Here is a 17,126-nt window from a genome sequence, read left to right as displayed (position 1 = left end):
TCATGATCAGCAAGGAACTCAGCGCAACACTCGGATTTGCCGTCAAGGAAGCCAAAAAAAGACGCCACGAATACGTCAGTATCGAACATATTTTATTTGCCATTCTCAACGATCCCAACGGGGTTGAAATCGTCGAAAACTGCGGCGGCGATGTTGAAAATCTTCTGGATGCGCTTGAAAACTTTTTTCAAGAAAAAATTGAGCGTATCCCGGAAGGCAATGACTATGTGCTGCAGCAGACCATCGGGTTTCAGCGAGTTATCCAGCGGGCCGTCAACCATGCGCGATCAGCCGAGAAGCAGGAAGTGGCCGTTGCGGATGTTTTGGCCTCCATTTTTCTCGAAAAAGATTCGCACGCCGAGTATTTTTTAAGCTCCGAAGGCATCACGCGCCTGGATGTGCTCAATTATATCTCGCACAATATTTCCAAAGATTCATTTGGCGACAGCCCCGGTGGATTGGTCAGACCCGGCAAAGAAGAAAAGGATCGCCGGCGACAAGCCAATCCTTTGGAACAATTTACTCTCAATCTCATCGAGCTGGCTGCTGCCAACAAACTGGACCCCCTGATCGGCCGAAAAACCGAATTAGAGCGCACCATGCAGGTGCTCTGCCGCAGGCGGAAAAACAATCCTGTCTTTGTCGGTGACCCCGGTGTGGGCAAAACGGCAATGGCCGAAGGTCTTGCTCAGAAAATTCAGAAAGGGGAGGTCCCAGACCTGCTCAAGGATATGGAAATTTTTTCCCTGGATCTGGGGGGGCTGTTAGCCGGCACCAAATTCCGGGGCGATTTTGAGCAGCGTCTTAAAGGCGTTATCGCTGAGTTGCAGAAGAAATCTAAAGCCATTCTGTTTATTGACGAGATTCATACCATTGTCGGTGCTGGGGCCACCAGCAGCGGTTCAATGGATGCTTCCAATATTCTGAAACCGGTTCTGGCCAGCGGTGAAATCCGTTGCATCGGTTCATCGACCTTTGAAGAGTTCAAAAACCATTTTGAAAAAGATCGCGCCCTTTCACGACGATTCGAAAAAATTGAAATCATGGAACCACCCGTCTCAGAGACGGTTCAAATACTCAAGGGGCTGCGATCCCGCTATGAGGAGCATCACGGAATTGCTTACACCGATGCGGCGTTGAAGACCGCTGCTGAATTGTCCACCAAATACCTGCGAGATCGTTTTTTGCCGGACAAAGCCATCGACGTGATTGACGAAGCCGGCGCGTTTATTCGGCTTTCCGGGTCAACGCGGCGCAAAAAGATTAATCCGGCTGATATCGAGAAAATTATCGCCAAAATGGCGCGCGTGCCAACCCAAAGTGTTTCCACATCGGATCGCACCAAGCTTGAAAACCTGGAAGATGGATTAAAAAAGGTGGTGTTTGGCCAGGAAGATGCCATCAGGGCGCTGGTGACCTCCATTAAGCGCTCGCGGGCAGGCCTCGGATCACCCGAACGCCCTGTAGGCTGTTTTCTGTTCACCGGTCCCACAGGTGTCGGTAAAACCGAAGTGTCCCTGCAGGTAGCGCGCATTCTGGGCGTCGAGTTTATGCGATTTGACATGAGCGAGTACATGGAAAAACATGCCGTCGCACGCCTGATCGGGGCACCACCCGGTTATATCGGATTTGACCAGGGCGGGTTGTTAACCGACGGTATTCGCAAACACCCCCATAGTGTGCTGTTATTGGATGAGATTGAAAAGGCGCACCCGGATCTGTTTAACATCTTACTTCAGGTCATGGACCATGCTACTTTAACCGACAACAACGGTCGCAAGGCGGATTTTCGAAACGTGATTTTAATGATGACCTCCAATGCCGGTTCAAGAGAGATGAGTGCGGCCAATATTGGTTTCGGTCAGACCCACAAAGATGCACAGTCCAAGGGCAAAAAGGCCATTGAAAAACTCTTCAGCCCTGAATTCAGGAATCGGTTAGATGAAACGATTACCTTCAATGCATTGGATTTAGAAATCATGGAAATGATCGTCGATAAATTTGTCGCCGAGCTCAACCAGCAACTGGCCATCAAAAAGGTGGCCTTGACCATTTCTCCTGCGGTACGCACCTGGCTGGCTGAAAAAGGCCATGATCCGACCTATGGTGCCAGACCCCTCGGTCGGGTCATCCAGATGGAAATCAAAGATAAGCTCTCCGATGCTATTTTGTTTGGAGACCTTCAAAACGGTGGTCTGGTGTCTCTTGATCTGGCAGACGACCAGCTAACCTTCAATTATGGTTAATTTGTTAATTGGTAACACTACCATTTGTCATCTGCACGCAAACCTCATGATTTGTTGTGCAATGACTATTTAACCAATTGACTCAATTGAATGCCTGTTTACCTTCTATCAGATGAACTTATTTTCCCTTCCCCCACACTGGCTGCCCGGGGCGGTCTGTTGGCCGTTGGCGGCGATCTAAGCCAGGAGCGTTTGCTGTTGGCCTATCGCATGGGCATATTCCCGTGGTACTCTGAAAACGAACCCATCATGTGGTGGTCACCCGATCCGCGCCTCATCTTGTATCCGGATCAGCTCAAGATTTCAAAATCTTTGAAAAAGACGATTAACAAAGGCGATTTTGAATTGACGATGGATCAGGCGTTTAAAGATGTGATCACCGCCTGCGCCCGCAGCCGGACTGAAACCCATGAAGGCACCTGGATTCTTGATGAAATGATTGAAGCTTACTGCCAACTGCATAAATCGGGGCTGGCGCATTCGGTTGAAGCATGGTTAGGCGATGAATTGGCCGGCGGTCTCTACGGGGTTTCAATCGGCAGGTGTTTTTTTGGAGAATCCATGTTCACGCGTATCAGCAATGCATCCAAGGTGGCCTTTGTTAGTCTGGTAAAATACTTGCAAAAATTAAACTTTGCGTTGATAGATTGCCAAGTTACCACCTCCCATTTGCTAAGCTTTGGCGCGTTTGAAATCCCGCGTGCTCGGTTTCTTGAAGAACTGGCGATATCCTTAAAATCTCCCACCCAAAAGGGTCGCTGGTCATTTTCCGATCCGGCGACGGCTGATATCCGTATACATTAAACCCGCCTCAGGGTTGTGATGATCTATATATGCTACCTTGCAATCAGAATCTCTTGACAGGAACCTGATATTCCATTTAGATGGCAATTTCGAACATTGGTTTGCAAATATCCCTTGAAATGCTGAACGCCAAAAAAAGGAGGCACTTTCAGAATGGAAAAGGACTGTATTTTTTGCCGCATCGCCCACGGTCAGACCGATACGGAAATATTACACGAAACCGACACATTGGTGGTGTTCAAAGACATTAATCCCCATGCGCCGGTGCATCTGCTGTTTGTGCCCAAAAAGCATATTAGAAGCATTAATGATCTGACCGGCGACAATCATGAAATTCTCTCAGAGCTGATAATGGTGGCTCGGGATATGGCCAAGGAACACGGTGTTTCAAAGTCCGGATACAAGCTATTGTACAATGTTGAAAAGGGAGGGGGGCAGGTGATTTTTCACCTTCACCTACACCTCATAGGCGGCTGGCGTTAGAATTGGCTTTAAACCGTCATCTCTTGCCCGATAGCTTTGTTAAAATTCGATTCAAAATGCTCACGTACTACCGTGTACGCTCCACTTTTGAATCGAATTTTGTCGCGCTATCGAACAAGATCTAACATTTTAAAGTCAATTCTACTTAATTATTACAAACACCTCATCTCAAAAAAGAAAATACATCATTATTCTAATCTGTTAATTCTGATGGACATAACAACACAGAGTAGCAATGCGGGATTGTACGTTCACATCCCGTTTTGTGAGCGCAAATGCCCCTATTGTGATTTTTATTCACAGACCGACCTGTCGATAACGCCGCGGTTTCTGGAAGCGCTGCTGACTGAGATGGAAATGGTTGCAGCTGAGGGGCTTTGCTTTGATACGCTTTATATCGGCGGTGGGACCCCATCCGTCTTTGCGTATCAAGATATCGACAGGATTGTAACTGCCAGTTTCCAGAAATATCCATTTCAGGCTGATTCCGAAATCACTATTGAAGTCAATCCCGGAACTGCAACCGTTGAAAAACTGAGGGGTTATCAACAGGCAGGCATAAACCGTATCCATATTGGGGTACAATCGTTTAATCAAAACAACCTGGAATTTTTAGGTCGCATCCACACCGCCAGCGAGGCGCGCAAAGCCATAAACGAGGCGAAACAGGCGGGATTTGCAAATACCGGACTTGACTTGATTTACGGCCTGCCGGAGCAGAGCAGAGCGGATTGGCTCGCAGACCTGGAGCAGGCCATTGCATACGAACCAACTCATCTATCCTGTTACATGCTCACCTATGAAAAAGGGACCCCCCTGCAGCGGGATTTAATATGCGGCCGATTGCAACCGCTTTCTGATGATCAGGGGCGCGGATTATTTGAGACGACGGTTGAATTTTTGGAAGACAACGCCTTTGTTCAATATGAGATATCCAATTTTGCCAGGCAGCAGGAGGGTCTGGAAACCAACGTATCGAGGCACAATATAAAATACTGGACCCGGTCGCCCTATATCGGATTGGGGCCTTCAGCACATTCGTTTCGCGGCTCTCAGCGTTACTGGAATCTATCAGGCATTGACCGTTATCTTGCAGCTGTTGAATCCGGTCAAACACCGGTCGCCGAAACAGAGGGGCTCACTTCAGAGCAAGTATTGATTGAGGCCATCTACCTGGGTCTGCGAATGACGCAGGGAATAGATCTCATCCGGTTTGAAGAAAAATTTGGATATAATTTCTTACAGACCTTTAAAGACGTCATCGCTGATTTGGTCAACAAAAAGTATCTGAAAGCGGGCGCGACACACGTCGCCTTAACGCGGCGGGGGAGGGCCTTCTTGGATAGTATCGCCTCAACGCTGGTCAATACCGATGTTCCCCATACCATCGCTAAAATGTAACCCTGCAAGGGATCTATAGGCTGACGCACTGACGATGCTGAAATGGGTATCGCGTTTGGTCTCAGTGCTGTAGATCGAAAACGAGGTTTTGATACTCAACTGAGGATGACAGCAGATGGCGTGCTGCCGCTTTTAACCGATCGATGTCTTTGGGTTCAAGATAAAATGAAGTGGGCAGGCTTAACAGTTTTTGGCGTTCAGATTCGTTAGGCGTCTGATCCAGACTCACCTCAATTAAGTAGCTTTTAAAAGCGCAATACGGATCCGGTGAATCGGTCCCGCTCCTTTTATTGCTGTCAGCAATCCTTAGATTTTTACAACGAATCCTTGTCAGGGTATCTTCCCAGCCTCTGATATTGCCGCGCAGCAAGTCCATCGTATCAAATGAATAACGATCCAGCGGGATGGATGAAATCAGTCCAATTGTATCAATAATCGGGGCTGATTGGCGTTCTTTTGCAAAATCGATTGCCATTCGATTGCGGGCATTGACGACGATGATGGCCAGTTTTTGGGTGTTTTGCAGATTTAGTGCCGCCATTTGCTGCTGAATATTTTCTGTCCGCGCGGTGTAATTGAGAATGAAACGCACACCCAGATTATCCGACAAGCCGCCGTCGAATAAATGTATGAAAGCAAATTTTTCAACATCCATATAGCTGCTGAGCGTTTTAGCGTCTTGATATCGGCGTGTGGTGGCCAGGCCTTCATGCAGTGCATTGGCCGCCCAGTACGGCAGCTGATAATCACATGTGCCGGCGTAATTTTTAAGAACGATGCTGGAAAAGGGGCCAGGCACGGCTGCTGATGCGGTAACTGCCCTTGATACCGGGTAAGAAGAAAGATCCGTACAGATGGGGGCAAACTGAAAACCGAGAAATGTAAACTGTGTTCCCAGAGCGATATCGGTGGCATTGATGGCTATTAGCGGTAGTTGGGGAAGCTTAAAATCACCGAAGGTTTTTTTCTCAAATAGAATGTCATCGAAAAAATCAGCGGCAAAATCTGAGCGGGCATAATACGAGGACATCAATTTAGGCCAGTTTTTCGGAGCGATCAATCCCAGGGCCAGGTCTCCCTCGACGTTGCGTTTGAGAAACCGGGTCTCAAAATCCTCGAAAATACGGTCGCCAAAAAGACCATAGTATGCTGAAGTGAAGCTGCCGCCTGATACCGAACTTATGACGTCAACCTCGTCTAAAAGACGCCGCGGTCGGCCGCCGATGGAAATCTGGGTATCTGCCAGCACCTGCAGAACACCATATGATAACGCCGCCGCCCGAGTTCCTCCTCCTGAAAAGGTCAAAATCAGCAAAAGCTCATCAGACTTTTCGGATCCTGCCTGGAATTGAAGCGAATAGCGTTTAACGGGCTCAACGTTTGTAATGTTGTTGTTGACCGTATAATGCGCAGTGCAGGCAGCCATCAAGGCAGCAAAGATGTTCAACAACAGAAGCTTAGATGCTTTCAGATATCTCATTTGGCAATCGGCTTCACTAACTGGCTAAAACTGATTAGGATAATTTCTCATCCTTTACGGCGTTTGCGAACATCGCCCACCCTGAGCGTCACCTGGGTGGCGTCAAAATATTCGGCCAGCGGGATGACATATTTGCGCGATACGCCGGTCATTTCTTTAAATTGTGGCGTGGTAATTTCCCCTTGTGCCGTTAAATATTCAATCAACTTATTTTTGAGACCCTTGATCGCTTGACTGTGAAAGTAAAGGTCTTCTTTTACCTTGATGATGGTGCCTTCTGCAACCAAATGCTGAAGTACGTCGTTGGCGCGCTTGGTATCCGAATCCAGCGATTTAACCAGCTCTTTAAAATAAGGGGGCTGAAGTCCGGCTTTCAGATAGGTTTTTAGTATTTTATCTCTGACATCCGCCTGTTTGCCGCCCAGAGATACCGCATGCGATGCCAGCCGGATCATATTTTCTTCCTGGGCGACGTCTTTTTCTTTGATCACCTGATTCAGCGTCAGGTTAAATAGTTTAGATGTTAGCAGGGGAGAGAATTTGGTTTTTAGTTCCTCCTTGGGCATGCCTGTTCTAAGAGGATTGGCCTTATGATAAGCGGCCAGTTGATGCTGAATGTCCTTTTTAAGCTTATCAAAACCATTCTGGTGAATGTAGAGCCTGTTTTCCTTTTCAACCTGAATGAGTGTTTTATGGGACAACAACGTCTGAAGAATTTTATCTAACTGCTTATCGGGCAAATTGGTCATCATTTTCAGATGAGAAAATGAAATTCCCTGATAACCGGCAGCGGCTACCTGAACCGCGATGATGGCGTCCGGGGCCTGATCGTCCAGGGCCTTTAAATTGTCAACGGTCTCGGGTTTAAAGCGTTTGTGTTTCAAGGGGATCGGGTTGATGACCTTGCCGCCGCCAATCGTATATACCGGAGAATAGCTGCGGATGACAAAACGATCATCCTTGACCAGTGCTACCGGGGTGTCTAACCTCAACTGGACGACGGTGCCTTCGTCGGGTAAAAGTTCCTTGCGATCGAGTAAAATGACGTTGCCGAGCACTTCACTGGTGCCGGTGTGAAATCGGACCCGGGTGCGATTTTTCAGCGGTTTTTTGTTGCTGGTCAAATAATGTAACGATACATCCACCATATAACTGGCCACCAGGTTACCAGGTTTGGACAATACCTCACCACGGCGGATGGCTTCTTTTTCGAGGCCCTGAAAATTGATAGCGGTGCGCATACCGGCGGCAGCCTGTTCTGCACTTTGATTGTGCACCTGGATTCCGCGGACTTTGGATGTGATGCCTGAGGGATAAATCATGATCGGTTCACCTACTTTGACCTGACCGGAAATCAGGGTGCCGGTAATCACAGTTCCAAAACCTTTCATGGTAAAGACACGATCAATTGGCAGGCGGAACAGGTCAGAGTGCGGGCGATCGGGGATTTTAGCTGCCATATCATCCAGGGTTTCAATGAATTCGGGTATGCCTTTACCGGTGGTGGAGGAAACAGCGGCGACCGGGGCCTCTTCCAAAAAGGTTCCCTTGACAAAATCCCGAATATCCTCAAGGGCCAGCTCGAGCCACTCTTCATCCACCATATCGATTTTGGTGACCGCCACCAGACCGTATTTGACACCCAGCAAGGTGCAGATTTCCATGTGTTCGCGCGTTTGGGGCATAACGCCTTCATCGGCTGCAATCACCATAACGACGATGTCAATTCCAGTGGCCCCGGCCACCATATTTTTGACAAATTTTTCATGACCCGGTACGTCCACAATTCCCAGATGCTGACCACCGGGCAAATCCAAGGCGGCAAAACCCAGTTCAATGGTGATACCGCGCTCTTTTTCTTCCTTGAGACGGTCCGTATCTGTACCGCTGATGGCCTTAATCAAGCTGGTCTTGCCGTGATCAATGTGACCGGCTGTTCCCAGAATTATCTGCTTCAATGGGAAGACTCCTTTTTGAGCAATCATATAAAGATGCATTGCTTTTATAGACGCTTACAACGATTTTTTCTTTGCACCTTCGCGTGAGGCTTCAGGGTTGTTTTCTTTTGCGTAAATATTCCGCAAAATAGGCCAAACCCACCAATATAATGGCCAACCCCACCACGTATACAGGATTTAGGGTACCGAAAAAGCCACGGCTGATGATGGCAGCTATTGCCAGCCCGACGATCGCTCTGACGATAAAAATAGTTAGTTGGTTCATTGTTTAAACTTTCTAAAGAAATTATTCACATGATGTGTAACCGAGAAGGGTATACCCGTCAACCCTAAGTTTTTGGTATTACAGTTGTTGAAGAATGATCTATTGATTGTTGCCTAAACACAGAAATATCATGCAAAATCAACCATAAGCATTTTTTTGTTCTTGAAAAGAAACATTGAATTTGTTAACTAAAATGGCTCTGAATCGTGCGGTCTTGTAGTTTCCAAATTCCGACTTCCGAATTCGATCTTATGGTGGGTGTAGCTCAGTTGGTAGAGCACCGGGTTGTGGCCTCGGCGGTCGTGGGTTCAAATCCCATCACTCACCCCATTTCAAAGCCTCAATTGAGCTTCGCTCAATTGAGGCCATATTCGTTCTTTACCAATAACGGATAACCAATAACGAATAACGCAGAATTGAGCATTGCTCAATTCTGCTTGCGCGCCCGTAGCTCAGCTGGATAGAGCGCCGGACTTCGAATCCGTAGGCCGCAGGTTCGAATCCTGCCGGGCGTACCAAGAAAGTCAGGCAGGTGGTGGTTAATTGACAACCATTACCTGCTTTTTATATGCTTCCCGAAAGGATTCGGACCAAGAAGCAGGTTGAGCGCCTGCGAAATCCGCCTTAGGCGGATTCGAATCCTGCCGGGCGTACCAAGAAAGTCAGGCAGGTGGTGGTTAATTGACAACCATTACCTGCTTTTTTTGTGCATTCGGCAGGATTCTTCTCATCCTGCTCCCGCAATGTGAAATTGCGGGATTACGCATCGGATCTTAAAATATTAGGGGGATCAAGGGCGTACCAGAAAACAAAAAAAGATATGGTGTTAAGACCATATCCTTTTTTTATATGAGCGTTGACAGTTCGGCAGGTCGTCAAAAGATCATCAGTCGATTATTTACTTATTTTAATGACCACCACTGTAATATCGTCTTCTATTTTAGTGCCTTCTATAAAACCATTCAAAGACTCAAAAAGTTCATTAAGGATTTCATTTGCACTTGAAGATGCATTCTTACGAATGATATCGTAGATAGGCTCTTTACCAAACATCTCTCCTTTAATGTTGCGCGCTTCCCAGAGACCATCGGTGCTAAGAATAATTATTTGCCCCTTTTTAAGAGCTGTTTTTGTATATTCCTCATAATGCCAATCTTCCGTTACACCAAGTGATACGCCCAATCCATGCAATTCTTCAAAGGTATCAGAATGAGGATCATAAAAAATGCCGGGGTCATGGCCAGCCCGAACCCATTGGAGCGACTTTTGAGTCGGGTCAATGGTCATATAAAACATGGTAATAAACTGCCCCGAATTGTCTACATCTTTTACCATTTGATGATTTACATCCGAGATTATACTACCGATACTTCCAGGTAAAGATGAGCGCTGTCGCAAAGACGAGCGCACTGCAGCCATAAGCAAAGCAGAAGAAATGCCGTGTCCTGATACATCTCCTACGGCTATCGCAATTCGTTCCTTCTCTTCATTATCGTTGAAGATAAAATCATAATAATCACCACCGGTTTCATCGCAGTAAATACTTTTGCCTGCAATTTCCAAGTTATCTGAGCGAGGAAACTCATGCGGCAGAAGATTTTGCTGGACCTCTTGTGCCAGATAAAGAGATTGCTTCAATTTGTCTTGTTCTTTCAAATCTTGAACCATACTGTTAATTTGATCAGAAATGATACCAATTTCATCTCCACGTGAAATCTCAACCTTCACATCAAAATGCCCCTGTCCCACTTGGTCAACGATACTTCCAATTTTTACCAAAGGATCAACAATCAGACGATTTAGAAATATGATAAGGCAGAAGGCTATTAGGACACCCGCCATTATAAGAATAGAGCTTAATATGATACCGGCCTTTTTTATTTCCATATTTAGGTCGGCGGTTGAGATCTTCAGATGTAATACGCCCAGGACATCGTTGTTTTTACCGTGACACAATTGGCATGTAGGTTCATTTTGAAGGGGATAGTAATATTCAAAATGTTGGTTTTTCTTATCTTCAAATTTAATCGGCCTTTTTTCATTAATTAAATTTCCAAGTAGTGGGGTAAAGAGTTCTTTTTTGGCAATTCGAGGTGTTTTTTTAAATTGAAATGCCTTCTGCTGGGCATTTACTAAATTCAGAGTTTCATAATCATGAAATGCCGTTAAACCATTGGTGCGATAAAGACCAATCTGCTCTAAACCCTGAATCTCTTGGAGACTGCTGATGGTTCGAACTGCGAGCGGCGCTTCGCCACTAAGCATGATTGATCGGATTGCGCGATCAATTGTTTGCGCATTGGTGCGCAAAGTGCGGTCCGTGGCAGTCGACAGGCTTTTCCTGCTGTACGACATTGAGAGAAAAAGGACGATTAAAATGGTGAACAATAAAAATAAGACGATGAAAAGCGTGATTTTAATGTGAATTGAAACATTTTTCATGGAGAATAATCCCATTCATTTGTGTCCGATCGTGCTTTAGCGATACCTGAGGAATAAACAACGTGGACGGCTTTTCTTGCCCCTTCAGGCGTTCTCGGTCGCTTAAACCGGAGGAAGCCGGTCACTCGTTCCACTTGAAGTCGGCCAACTAATCCGGAGTAAAGCGGCCGGGTACAAAAGAGATGTGAAGCTGAGAATAGATATTCCCAAAATTTAAATTTATAGTCAATTTAGATTTTTTTTACGGTATTTTACCATGGTCAGCAGCCAGTCTAGCTAACCAGCGTCTTTCGGTAGAGGCGCTATTCGGAAATCAGAAAATAGGTGGTTGGTGTGGATTTGGAGGAAACTGAGCCTGAATGTGCCCGTCGCAATCAAATATTTCCAAACGGGTTTTAAGGGAACCAAAAATTCGATAAAACGTTGAATATAGCCAATCAATTTAAATCACTTGGTTTATGAATTTTAAGAATCCTGCCCTCCGCATAGTCACAAAGCGGGATTTCGCATCGGATTTTAAAATATTAAGGTTTCAACGGGCGTACCATCATAAAAAGAAAGGATAAGGTTGCTAGACCATATCCCTTTTTTGCGCAGAAATTCGGCTTGGCTAGAAAGTTATAATTTCATGGACGTCCCTGTAATTATGACGCAGTCTTTTACTGTGCGAATTGTTTATAGTTCATATGCGATTTTTGCAGGAAAGATGGGTTCAATATTCTTGACTGTCACAACGTTTAATGATCTTATTGGCGCCGTTATTGGACGGGTGTGCTAACTTTAAATTTGACAATAATTTTTTCTGGTTCAAACTTATTCGATGAAGATTTCGTTGCAGCAGCAGTATGCACTGACCCAGCGTATACTTTACCGCGACCCCAGCCCCGCTTTACCCGATGACCTTTCACGGTATTTCGGCCCCCCCTCTTTTCCGGGAACCACTTCCATCGGCTATCGAAAGGAACATCCGGAAGTATTCCAGGACACACTAGACGCCCGACTTGAAATGTATGACAGCTGGCTGGCGCGCAATGTAACCGGGATCGCGCGCGCGATGATCGAAACCGAGGCAGGGTATCGTAATAGGGCAAAAAAGGAATCGATCGAGCAGATGGTCGAACAAGCCGTGAAAATGCTGGCATTTAAAACCATCGACGGGATCACACTCGCTGACGCAATACCCCAGCAGGTATACGAGGACACATTTGTACGGATACTATCCTATATTCGCAACTCTGATGGCCGTCACCAAGAACCGCACATGTACCGAAATTTCAACGCCATCTGCCATCGCATCGGGATGGCCATGCTTCAGGTGCTTGAAGATGACGGGGTTTTGCGCAACAATGGCTGTGACATCACCCAAATAATTCAACTATCGATATTGTCCGGGCATATTGGTATCAATCTAAAGAGCTCCGCCTCAGCCGCTTCTCGTTTGTTAAATCGCGACTTGTTGCCACTTCCTGAACACTGGATAAGTTCGCCGGCGGCCATGGCCAAAATAAGCACATTCGACCTTTGCTCTGTTGCCAAACGCTTACTGAATATTGCCATACGACCCCAAGGACAATTTGGATTGGAATCTCTCAACGATTATTATACCGAGGTGGTGGATACGAATGTGCCGACTCTGCTGGTTTTTTTCTGCGATGATTATCTGGAATCACTGATCGACATGAAGCGCTTCGAAATCTTGTTGACACGCAATCCCGATCTGCGGGTTCTTTTCATCCCGCGGGCTGGACGCTACGGCAATGATCTGGCATATGAAGACGTGAAAATTATTTTTAAGGATTTTGAGTTTAATGGCCTTCAGGAACTCCAGCAAACCAAGCGCTTTCAGGTAAGCGCACATGGCCCCAGGTCCGGGTGTATTGATCCCCGGGATGTGAGCGCAAAACTCATCCATGAGATGGATTTATTGGGACAAGGCCGCCGCATCATTTTCGAGACCAAAGGGTGCCGCAATTTTGAGATGCTTCGCGGTGAATTGCCCATGCCCTGGTATGCGTCTTTTAACTGCAACCGTGCATTGAGTATTCGTACGGTGGGGGTGGACGGCCCCCCGGTGTTTCTGCGCATACCACCGGGACTTAATGCCTATGATGGATTTACCCGTCCCCGGATCGGTCCCAGCCCTTCATATCCGAGCACCGGGGTCCGATTTGCCCGACAAACAACCCGAGATCTTTATACTGTCTTGGCGGGACGCTTTTATCGGGATACGCTCAAAAAAAACGCTGGTGAATATCAGCTGAATAAGAAACTAATGGCCGAATGCCGTCAGCAACGGCTGACCCTAACCGAGTTGATCAACAGACGGGTGACCCTCCAAAAAACAACGAAAGAGGAGGGCGGCTTAAACTCAACCCGGGATGAGACAGTTGAGGTGCCGGGCAGCTGTTTTCAATCGGATTATATAGGATAATGATTTCTTTTCTCACAGGAGACCGGCGTTGGGCTTCCGTCAATCCAGGTCAGGGGGCGAGTGGATAAGGAACAGGTTTGCATGCATCGAAACATCACATTCAAGCGTATGGCCCTTGATATCTTTCAGTTTTTCCGCGCTCAGAAAGCGGCCACAGGTTTGCTGGGCCCGCAATTTAGCAGAAGCCATGAGTATGTGGAAATCGATATGACCTACCGCTGTAACATAAGGTGTCATAACTGCAATCGATCCTGCACCCAGGCACCCAGCACCACTGATATTTCATTTGACCGCATTACCGCATTTTTGGAGCAAAGTATTTATAGTGGCATCAGATGGAAACGTATTCGTTTGCTGGGGGGTGAGCCAACCCTTCATCCAAAAATCACAATAATTATTGATAAGCTTATGGCATACAAGGTAGATCACAATCCTAAGATGCGCATTGTTTTATGTACCAATGGGGCTGGACAGCGGGTGGGGGAGGTACTGTCCCGCCTGCCCGGAGATATTGTGATTAAAAGCACCGCCAAGGGAAAGCGGCAGCGTTTGTTCCGACCATTCAATTTAGCGCCCATTGACAGTGTTTTTTACCGCTTCGCTGATTTTGCTGCCGGCTGCCGAATATTAAAGGATTGTGGTATTGGGTTGACGCCGTCAGGATATTATGCCTGCGCTATCGCCGGGGGCATCGACCGCGTATTCGGATTTCAGATTGCACGCCAGCAGCTGCCCTCGCCATCGGATGATATGCGGGACCAGCTTGTCATCGCCTGCCGGTATTGCGGGCACTTTGGTTTTCTGTGGCCGACGCGGCAGCAAAAAACGTCACCCAGCTGGGATACCGCATATCGAAAATATCACCAATCGCCATCGGGTGATGCCCTGACCTAAGTCGGATGACCGCCGATTTAAGTAAAGTTGCAGATCATACTGTCCTGAGGGGCAAAGGCCTTAAACGATCGGCCGGCTTCCCTGGCAAGATATCCGGGAACGGCAATACCGGAGGCATGCTCGGCATAGTCGACAAACGTCCGGCCGTCTATTCTGACTTTCATTCCTTTTTGGGGTGTTTTTAAGGGCACAATCGCATAGGTATTTATATATTTTTGCTTCAAGTCGGTATGACCAAGTCTTTCGGCGTGCTGGGCGATACTGACCTCCAGATAATGACGCGAACCCTTTAGAATTTTACCCCTATATGATTCCCCGATTGTATCCAAAACCTTGTTTATTTTGCGGTTCATAACATAACCTCTCATACGCTAATTGGTCTTCAACCTGATGTGGCACCATTGCGCTCTTTTGGCCAAGGGTCATAAGTACCTTAAGACGTGCTGTGGTCGATTACATTTAGATGTCCTGAATAGCGACCTGCGGTTGATGCTTCCACGCAGTCATCCAGTTCCCATTCGGAGACCATGCGATCATCTGCAACTGCGGAAATCGGACAATAATACGCTTCTCCAGTTTCGTCTTCGTACATTTGAAAGAGCTCATCGTTTGCGTTCATGTTGTTTGCTCCCTGATCATTAAATTGATGGTTTGTGCTTTAATACCGCACCAATATGAGTATCTGAAAGTATTTATTTATGCTAACATAGAATGGATACGAAAAGCAGAAATGGCAATACGAGCAATTTGGTAGAAAAATGAGGGGTTAAACCTATTAAAGCGGTTTGCCAATGATTATGGTTACAAAGCGCAGCATCAGCCACTTCGGTGCTTATTTTGGCTGTACGTCAAAATTCAATCGACCGACCATCTCATAAGAGCCTTGCTGATTGAGTTTCAGAAGGACCCCTTCACCAGATGAGACCATCACATCGGCAATGGCTGAGACGGTTACCAAATGGGTTACCAGAATAATCAGATCGCCGTACGGGTCTTGCTCGGCTATAAACTCGTTCAAAGCTCTCAGATTGGGCTCGCGGTTTTGGGTCAGCTCATAAAATGAATTCAAAGCCGGCAGCTCAGTTACTGGCCCCATCCGGAGCAGCTTGGCCGTTTCAAGACAACGACACCATTGGCTCGAATATACCCGGGCTGAGGTGATTCCCTTTTTGCGCAGCCAATTGCCGATGGCGCTGGCCTGCTGGCGACCGCGATCATCCAGGTTGCGCTGGGTAGAGCAGTCTCCAATCTTAAAATTGGCCGGATCACCCGTGCCCGGTGCCAGCGCATGCCGGATCATCAGAACGTGACCACCGGCTTTCAAGTCGGCAATCATTGCAGCGCCCTTTGAAGAGCCATCTGCTATGGCATTCGGGGCCCAAAGCCCAGGCAGCAATAGCGTTAACCCGAGCCATAATCGTATCTGCATTGTTTGATTTCCTCTTATATGGTCTTTTTGACAAGTTCGCACTGTCTATCGAGGCACTTTGACAGTTATACCATAAGACTGAAAATGTTGCGGCACAATTCCATTTGTCGTTTTTTATAATGCTGAATAACTTACACGGTAAAATGTAAAAATTTTGATTTTAACGATCAACTATAATACATTTCTAATAACACACTCTATGCCTAACAGTTGTTGATGCCGTTAACCGATCATTTTAAATTCCATGACCAAACTAAAAGTGACAACCATCGGGGGCGGAAGCGGTCAATATGCCCTTTTGTCCGGTCTGAGAGATGTAGCTGAAATTGAGATTACCTCTATTGTCTCTATGGTGGACAGTGGCGGAAGCACCGGCAGATTAAGAGATGAGCTCGGCATCTTACCACCTGGAGATGTCTTAAAATGCCTGTTGGCGCTCTCACCCCAGCGCGAAATAGCGCGAACGCTTCTGTTAAGACGTTTCGAACGGGATAAACGCCTCAAAGGCCACAATGCCGGCAATATGCTCCTGACCATGCTGTCACGTTATACCGGCAGCTTTCCGACCGGGATCCAGGCTTTAGGTGAAATATTAAACGTTCAAGGTGTCATTCTGCCGGTCACCACCGACAGGGCGACCCTGGTTGCAGAACTAACCGATGGTCAGCGAATATTTGGCGAAAGCGCCATTGACGTGCCCCGCGGTGGGCAGCCGTCCAAGATTAAAGACGTCTATCTTGTGCCCCACCATACCGGTGATATAAAGGCTTTCCCCCCCGTTATCGATGCGATCAGTGATGCGGACTACATCGTGATTGGTCCGGGTGATCTATTTACCAGTATACTCTCAAACATTGTCGTCCCAGGCGTTAAAAAAGCGATCAAGGAGACAAAGGCCACTATTCTGTATGTTCTAAACGTTATGACCAAGTATGGTGAAACCCACAACTATTCCGGCCTCGATTTTGTTCAAAAGCTTGAAGAAGGTATCGGTCGTAAGGTACAAATCGTTATTTGTAACCGCACCAAACCGGAGGAGTCGATATTAAAGCAATATCGCAAACAGGAAGCCGAATTTGTTGAAATCATCAATGATCAGCATTTTTGGCAGGATCGGAAACTCATTCTGGCCGATTTGCTCGATACGTCCGGCAGCATCGTCCGACACGACAGCAAAAAATTAGCGCGTCTTATCCAAGGGCTTATCGCTGCTTAGATGGCGAGCGGCTGTCTTCCATCGACATAACACCCGAAAAAAAAGGATATGATCACCAGATCATATCCTTTTTTTGC

At 46.9% G+C, this 17,126-nt stretch carries 14 protein-coding genes and 2 tRNA genes; 9 read left to right on the top strand and 7 right to left on the bottom strand.

Annotation, left to right across the window (positions count from 1 at the left end; genetic code table 11):
* The first annotated feature begins 2 nt into the window (after positions 1-2).
* From clpA to hemW, 4 genes are all read left to right on the top strand, one after another.
* Positions 3-2,246, top strand: coding sequence for an ATP-dependent Clp protease ATP-binding subunit ClpA (gene clpA, locus QNJ26_04375; GenBank protein ID MDJ0984756.1), 2,244 nt, complete (start codon positions 3-5; stop codon positions 2,244-2,246).
* Between the two features lie 90 nt (positions 2,247-2,336).
* On the top strand, positions 2,337-3,050 hold the full coding sequence (aat, locus tag QNJ26_04370) for a leucyl/phenylalanyl-tRNA--protein transferase (protein MDJ0984755.1): 714 nt from the start codon (positions 2,337-2,339) through the stop codon (positions 3,048-3,050).
* A 153-nt stretch (positions 3,051-3,203) separates the two neighbouring features.
* Positions 3,204-3,533 carry an HIT domain-containing protein gene (locus QNJ26_04365; GenBank protein MDJ0984754.1) on the top strand — a complete coding sequence of 110 codons (330 nt, stop codon included), beginning with the start codon at positions 3,204-3,206 and terminating at the stop codon, positions 3,531-3,533.
* 210 nt (positions 3,534-3,743) lie between these two features.
* Positions 3,744-4,934, top strand: a complete 1,191-nt coding sequence (gene hemW / locus QNJ26_04360; GenBank protein MDJ0984753.1) for a radical SAM family heme chaperone HemW — start codon at positions 3,744-3,746, stop codon at positions 4,932-4,934.
* 61 nt (positions 4,935-4,995) lie between these two features.
* Here hemW and QNJ26_04355 read toward each other — a convergent pair whose 3' ends face one another.
* The 3 genes from QNJ26_04355 to QNJ26_04345 form a co-directional block, all read right to left on the bottom strand.
* The gene (locus QNJ26_04355; protein MDJ0984752.1) at positions 4,996-6,414 is read right to left on the bottom strand and encodes a patatin-like phospholipase family protein; all 1,419 of its coding nucleotides are present in this window, start codon (positions 6,412-6,414) and stop codon (positions 4,996-4,998) included.
* Positions 6,415-6,461: 47 nt separating this feature from the next.
* A complete protein-coding gene (gene selB, locus QNJ26_04350; GenBank protein MDJ0984751.1) occupies positions 6,462-8,372 on the bottom strand; it encodes a selenocysteine-specific translation elongation factor in 1,911 nt (636 codons plus the stop codon).
* Positions 8,373-8,463: 91 nt separating this feature from the next.
* Positions 8,464-8,637: a hypothetical protein gene (locus QNJ26_04345; protein MDJ0984750.1), complete on the bottom strand. Its 174-nt coding sequence runs from the start codon at positions 8,635-8,637 to the stop codon at positions 8,464-8,466.
* 254 nt (positions 8,638-8,891) lie between these two features.
* Between QNJ26_04345 and QNJ26_04340 the strand changes: the two genes are divergently transcribed.
* Positions 8,892-8,967: transfer RNA gene (locus tag QNJ26_04340), tRNA-His, on the top strand.
* 111 nt (positions 8,968-9,078) lie between these two features.
* Positions 9,079-9,155: transfer RNA gene (locus QNJ26_04335), tRNA-Arg, on the top strand.
* Between the two features lie 376 nt (positions 9,156-9,531).
* Here QNJ26_04335 and QNJ26_04330 read toward each other — a convergent pair.
* Entirely contained in the window at positions 9,532-11,079 is a 1,548-nt protein-coding gene (locus QNJ26_04330; GenBank protein ID MDJ0984749.1) for a PP2C family protein-serine/threonine phosphatase, read from the bottom strand.
* An 820-nt stretch (positions 11,080-11,899) separates the two neighbouring features.
* Here QNJ26_04330 and QNJ26_04325 point away from each other — a divergent pair.
* Positions 11,900-13,510, top strand: a complete 1,611-nt coding sequence (locus QNJ26_04325) for a hypothetical protein (GenBank protein MDJ0984748.1) — start codon at positions 11,900-11,902, stop codon at positions 13,508-13,510.
* 81 nt (positions 13,511-13,591) lie between these two features.
* Entirely contained in the window at positions 13,592-14,404 is an 813-nt protein-coding gene (locus QNJ26_04320) for a radical SAM protein (protein MDJ0984747.1), read from the top strand.
* A 17-nt stretch (positions 14,405-14,421) separates the two neighbouring features.
* On the opposite strand, the gene QNJ26_04315 is transcribed toward QNJ26_04320, so the two are convergent.
* The 3 genes from QNJ26_04315 to QNJ26_04305 form a co-directional block, all read right to left on the bottom strand.
* Complete coding sequence (locus tag QNJ26_04315) at positions 14,422-14,757, bottom strand: hypothetical protein (GenBank protein ID MDJ0984746.1); 336 nt, start codon at positions 14,755-14,757, stop codon at positions 14,422-14,424.
* An 80-nt stretch (positions 14,758-14,837) separates the two neighbouring features.
* Positions 14,838-15,023, bottom strand: coding sequence for a hypothetical protein (locus QNJ26_04310; GenBank protein MDJ0984745.1), 186 nt, complete (start codon positions 15,021-15,023; stop codon positions 14,838-14,840).
* A 213-nt stretch (positions 15,024-15,236) separates the two neighbouring features.
* Entirely contained in the window at positions 15,237-15,833 is a 597-nt protein-coding gene (locus QNJ26_04305) for a histidine phosphatase family protein (GenBank protein MDJ0984744.1), read from the bottom strand.
* Between the two features lie 244 nt (positions 15,834-16,077).
* Between QNJ26_04305 and QNJ26_04300 the strand changes: the two genes are divergently transcribed.
* On the top strand, positions 16,078-17,049 hold the full coding sequence (locus tag QNJ26_04300) for a YvcK family protein (protein ID MDJ0984743.1): 972 nt from the start codon (positions 16,078-16,080) through the stop codon (positions 17,047-17,049).
* The last annotated feature ends 77 nt before the right edge of the window (positions 17,050-17,126 follow it).

Source organism: Desulfobacterales bacterium (genome assembly GCA_030066985.1).
Taxonomy (GTDB): Bacteria; Desulfobacterota; Desulfobacteria; order Desulfobacterales; family JAHEIW01; genus JAHEIW01.
Note: the sequence above shows the minus strand (reverse complement) of the source record. Positions and strands in the feature narration are given on the sequence as shown.